The sequence below is a fragment of the Rhodosalinus sp. genome (assembly GCF_046542825.1).
GTDB lineage: Bacteria > Pseudomonadota > Alphaproteobacteria > Rhodobacterales > Rhodobacteraceae > Rhodosalinus.
In genome coordinates this window covers 1-4,818 of sequence record NZ_JBKHAQ010000157.1, presented here as the reverse complement: position 1 = coordinate 4,818, position 4,818 = coordinate 1, and the positions used below count along the sequence as shown (strand labels likewise).

The following is a 4,818-nucleotide window of genomic DNA, read 5'->3' as shown; positions in this document are numbered from 1 at the left end:
ACCGCTCAGCCCAGCACCCCGGCCAGATCGGGAGCGTCCCACGGCAGGGCCAGGTCGTCGCGGCCCATCTGCCCGTAGCTGGCAAGGCGCTGGTAGAAGCGGCCGCCGTGGCGCGCGGGAAGGTCCCACAGCGCCAGCCGCTCCGCGATCGCCTCGGCCCGCAGATCGACCGCCGCGACCAGTCGCGCCTCGATCTCGGCATCGGGGATCGTGGCCGTGCCATAGGTGTCCACCTCGACGTCGTAGGGCGACGCGCGGCCCGGCAGATACGACAGCTGCACCTCGACCTCGCGCGCGAGCCCGGCCGCGACGATGCCCCGCGCCGCGTGACGGGCGGCGTAGTCGGCGATCCGGTCGATGCGCGAGGGGTCCTTGCCGGAAAGCGCAGAGCCGGACTGGCGCACGAAGACGCCATAGCCGTCGTCGGCGGTCTTGCGCCCGGTGAGCCCCGTGTGCGCTGCGGGTCCCGTTTCGTCGCTGACGAAGGCCGTCACCTCCGCGCCCGGCGACAGCGGCAGGCCCGCCGCGGCCAGCGCCGGCGCCACCGCCTCCTCCCGCACCGCCGCCTCGACGGTGGCCAGCCCCACCTCCTCGTCCGTGCCGAGGGTCAGCGCCACGGCCTCGACCGCGACGGGCCGGCGATCGCGGAAACGCACCGCCACCTGCGCCTTTGCGTCGGGCCTGAGCCATGCCAGCCGGCCGTCGATGCGGGCCGCGTCCAGCGCCCGCGCGATCCGGTGGGCGGCGTCGATCGGCGCGGGCAGCCCCGTGGGCGTGCTGTCGCAGGCATAGCCGAAGGCGGTGACCATCTGGCGCGCCGCGGCCTGCGCGATCCGCTCCGGTGCCAGCGCCGGGTCGTGCGCGAGCTCGAGGATCACCGTCATCGCGTCCTCCTCGCTTTCGGGGCCATAGCCCGCCTCCGCCACCACGCGACGCGCCAGCGCGGCGGCATCGATCGGATCCGGGCGACCCGCGCGCACCGACAGGAACACCACGCCCGAGGCGATGGCACATTCCGCGTTCACGCCCGCCCGCTGCCCGCTGGCCAGCCAGGCATCCACCACGGCGTCGGAAATCCGGTCGCACAGCTTGTCCGGGTGGCCCATCGTGACCGACTCGGACGTCATCACGAAGTCGCGCATGGATGCCCCTCCACTTCCTCCAGTTGCAGCCGCACACCCCGCCGCGCCAGGACGACCGCCGCAGGGAAGGCGGCGCCCGCCAGCGCCACACCCGTATCCGCGACTCCCAACGGCGCGATGCCGAGAAGCCGGCGCAGCCCCGGCACGAAGAACGGCAGCACGGCAAGTCCCGCGGACGCGAGGACCGCCCCGTCGAGCGCACGGTTCTCCAGCAGGCGCCGCGGCTGCAGGTCCCGCACGTCCGACCGCTGGCAGAACAGGGTGTAGAGCAATTGGCCCAGCGCCAGCGACAGGAAGGTCATCCCGCGGGTCTCCGGTCCGGGTCCGTACCGCGCCAGCCCGACGAAATGCGATGCGAGCGACGCCGCCGCGATGGTGCCCGAGTCGAGCGCCATCCGGCGGAAATGGTCGGGCGGAATGATCCGCTCGCCCGGCGCCCGCGGCGGCCGGTCGAGCACGTCCGGGTCCGGATCGGCCAGCGCCAGCCCAAGCCCCGGCAGCACGTCCGAGACCAGGTTGATCCACAAAAGCTCCATCGGCGTCTCGAGCTCGCCCGGTCCGTGCGCGGCCTCGACGATGCCGACGGCAATCTCCGACAGGTTGGTGGTGATCAGGAATTCCAGCGCGCGGCGGATGTTGCGATAGACGGCCCGGCCCTGCGCCACGGCGTCGGTCAGCGTTGCCAGATCGTCGTCGCGGATCACCACGTTGGCGACCTCGCGGGCGAGGTTGGTGCCCGAGGCGCCCATCGCGATCCCGATGTCGGCGGCCTTGAGCGCAGGGCCGTCGTTCACGCCGTCACCCGTCATCGCGACGATCTCGCCCGAACTCTGCAGCGCCCGGATGATCGCCTGCTTGTGCCGCGCCGACACGCGCGAGAAGACATGCGTCTGCCGGGCCACCCCGGCCAGCAGGTCTGGCGGTATCTCGCTCAGGCGCGGCGCGTCGACGATGCGCAGGGGGGCGCCGCCGGCCAGGTCCAGGTCTTCGGCGATCGCCCGCGCGGTCGCCGACTGATCGCCGGTGATCATCGTCGGCTGCACGCCGGCGCGCCGCATCTCGGCGACGAAGCGTTTCGCGTCCGGCCGCAGCGGATCGGTCATGCCCACGAGACCGGCCCAGACGAGGCCTGTCGGCGCCTCCGGGTCGTCGGGCCACGGCCCTTCGGCGAAGGCCAGCACACGCGCCGGCCGGCCGGCAAGCGAATCGTTCAATGCGAGAATCCGGCTGCGGGCGGCCTCGTCCAGCGGACGCGTGCGGCCCCCCTCGCAGACTTCGGTGCACATCCCCAGCACCGTGTCGGGCGCCCCTTTCACCACCATGCGCCGCCGGTCGCCCCCGTGCAGCGTGCCGTGCCAGGGACGCCGCAGCGTGCGTTCGACCACCCGCAGCCGCGGCATCGCCTGCGCCAGGTCGTCGGGGTGAATGTCCTGCGACAGGGCGAAGTCGAGCAGCGCCCGCTCGGTCGAGGAGGCGCCCGCCGCCCTGCCCTCCGACACCTCCGCCTCGGTGTTGAGCGCCGCGAGGCGGGCGAGGTTCGCGGCCGCGCCCGTGTCGGGGGCAGCCGGCGCCGCCAGCCCCGGGGCGGCGACCGACACCGCCAGCCGGTTCTCGGTCAGCGTGCCGGTCTTGTCGAGGCAGATGCGCTGCACCGCCCCCAGCGTCTCGATCGCGCCGATCTGGCGCAGCAGGATGCCGCGCCGTTCCATCCGCTTCAGCCCAAGGCCCATCGTCGTCGTCGCCACCACGGGCAGCCCCTCCGGCACGGCGGCGACGGCCAGCGCCAGCGTGTCCTTCAGGATCGCCGACAGCGCCACCCCCCGCATCCAGCCCACGCCGAAGAAGACACCGCAGGCGGCGAGCGACAGTTTCGCCAGCGTCCCCGACAATCGGTCGAGTTCCACCTCGACCGGCGCACGGGGGCGCTGCGTGCCGCCCGAAAGCAGCGCGATCTCGGCCGCCGCCGTGCGCGCGCCCGTCGCGACGACCAGCGCGCGGCCCGCGCCTTCGGTCACCAGCGTTCCGGCGTGCAGCATCGTCGGCCGGGCGCCGATGACGGCGTCCCGGTCGGTCTCGGCCCCGGCATCCTTTGCCACCGGCTCGGATTCGCCCGTCAGCACCGACTCGTCGACGAGAAGCCCGTCGGCCGAAATCAGGCGCGCGTCCGCGGCCACCTGGCTGCCCGGACGCACCAGCAGGATGTCGCCGGGCACGAGGTCGCCGCTGCGCACGGTGGCCTCGCGCCCGTCGCGCAGCACCGCGACCTCCGCGCCCGAGATGTCCATGAGGCTCGCGATGGCGGCTTCTGCCTGCCCTTCCGTGATGTAGCCGAAGACCGCGTTGACGCCGACGACCGTCAGCGTCGCAACCGCGTCGGCCACGCCACCGGTCGAGAGCGAGAAGACCGAAGAGACCGCAAGCATCGCGACGGGCAGCGAGGACAGCTGCTCCGCGACGCGCAACAGCGGCGATGGCGGGTCATCGCCGGGCAGGCGGTTCGGTCCGTGCCGCGCAAGCCGGCGCGCGGCCTCGTCCGACGACAGCCCCGCCGCGGCATCGCTCCCGAAGCGCGCCAGGACGCTGTCGGAGGGTTCGGCATGCCAGCGGGCAGCGGCCGACGGAGTCGGTGCGGTCGGGGCCGGCGCGGCGCCACCTTGCAGCGCGCGGGCAAGGGCCTGCCGGGCGAGGGACAGCAGCACCGTATCGTCGATTTGCGGCGCGACGTGCAGGATCGTGTTTCCGCTCGTCGCGCGGACGCTGAGCTTCGTCACGCCGTCTTCCGCGCTCAGGAACGCCGCGAAGCGCGCGGCGGTCGCGCGCTCCCCCGCAAGGCCGGGGACCCGCAGACGGACGCGCCCGCCCGCCGTTCGGCTCGCGATGCTGATCCGCGGACTGGAGGCGGCCGTCTTCTTCGTCACCTTGAGGTCTCCCGGCATTCGCGGTGCCCAATGGAAGCCAAAGCGCGTCCGCTGGCAATGCCCGGGATCGAACGGCGGCGCCGGAGAGGCCCGGGGGCCCTGACGCTTGGGTGAAAGGCTTCGGTCAGGGCAGCTTCACGGCTTTGGCGGAAGCGAAAACGCAACATTCCGCCGCAGCTCGACCGCAGGCCTTCGCTGCGCGCATCGACGGCACGGCGCGATTCCCGGGCAGGCCCTTGCCGACCTGCCCCGCCCGAAAGACGTGATTCTCCCTCGCCCGGCCAAGGAACGCGCAGGCCATGGGCCGCCACGCGAAGGTCGCGTTGTGCCCCATCGCTTTACAGCACGCGACACCGGTGCAAGTCTTGTCGGCGCGCGAGATGGAGAAGGACATGGCCGGAGGCTGGACACGCGACGGCGCGGTGCAGGATCAGATCGATGCCTCGATCGCGGAGGAACTGGCGCGCCTCAAGGCCCGGCGCGGCCCCGAAGGCGAAAGCCTGACCCACTGCGCCGACTGCGAAGAGCCGATCCCCGCGGCACGGCGGCGCGCCATTCCCGGCGTCAAGCTCTGCATCGACTGCCAGCAGGAGCGCGACACGCGGCCCGTGGCACGCGGCGGCGTCAATCGCCGCGCCTCGAAGGACAGCCAGCTACGCTGAGATGCCTGCGTCGCTTGCCAAAGCGGGCTGCATCGCGGAAAAGGCGGTCAGCGGTCCCGTAGCTCAACCGGATAGAGCAGCCGACTTCTAATCGGC

Annotated in this window: 3 protein-coding genes; 1 reads left to right on the top strand and 2 read right to left on the bottom strand. The window is 72.9% G+C overall.

The window, feature by feature from the left end:
* Window positions 1-5: 5 nt before the first annotated feature.
* Window positions 6-1,142 carry a methionine adenosyltransferase domain-containing protein gene (locus tag ACLFOB_RS14225; protein ID WP_410926507.1) on the bottom strand — a complete coding sequence of 379 codons (1,137 nt, stop codon included), beginning with the start codon at window positions 1,140-1,142 and terminating at the stop codon, window positions 6-8.
* Window positions 1,127-4,060 carry a cation-translocating P-type ATPase gene (locus tag ACLFOB_RS14220; RefSeq protein WP_410926506.1) on the bottom strand — a complete coding sequence of 978 codons (2,934 nt, stop codon included), beginning with the start codon at window positions 4,058-4,060 and terminating at the stop codon, window positions 1,127-1,129. The genes ACLFOB_RS14225 and ACLFOB_RS14220 overlap by 16 nt, the downstream gene beginning before the upstream one ends.
* 392 nt (window positions 4,061-4,452) lie before the next feature.
* Between ACLFOB_RS14220 and ACLFOB_RS14215 the strand changes: the two genes are divergently transcribed.
* A complete protein-coding gene (locus ACLFOB_RS14215; RefSeq protein WP_410918121.1) occupies window positions 4,453-4,722 on the top strand; it encodes a DksA/TraR family C4-type zinc finger protein in 270 nt (89 codons plus the stop codon).
* Window positions 4,723-4,818 lie beyond the last annotated feature (96 nt).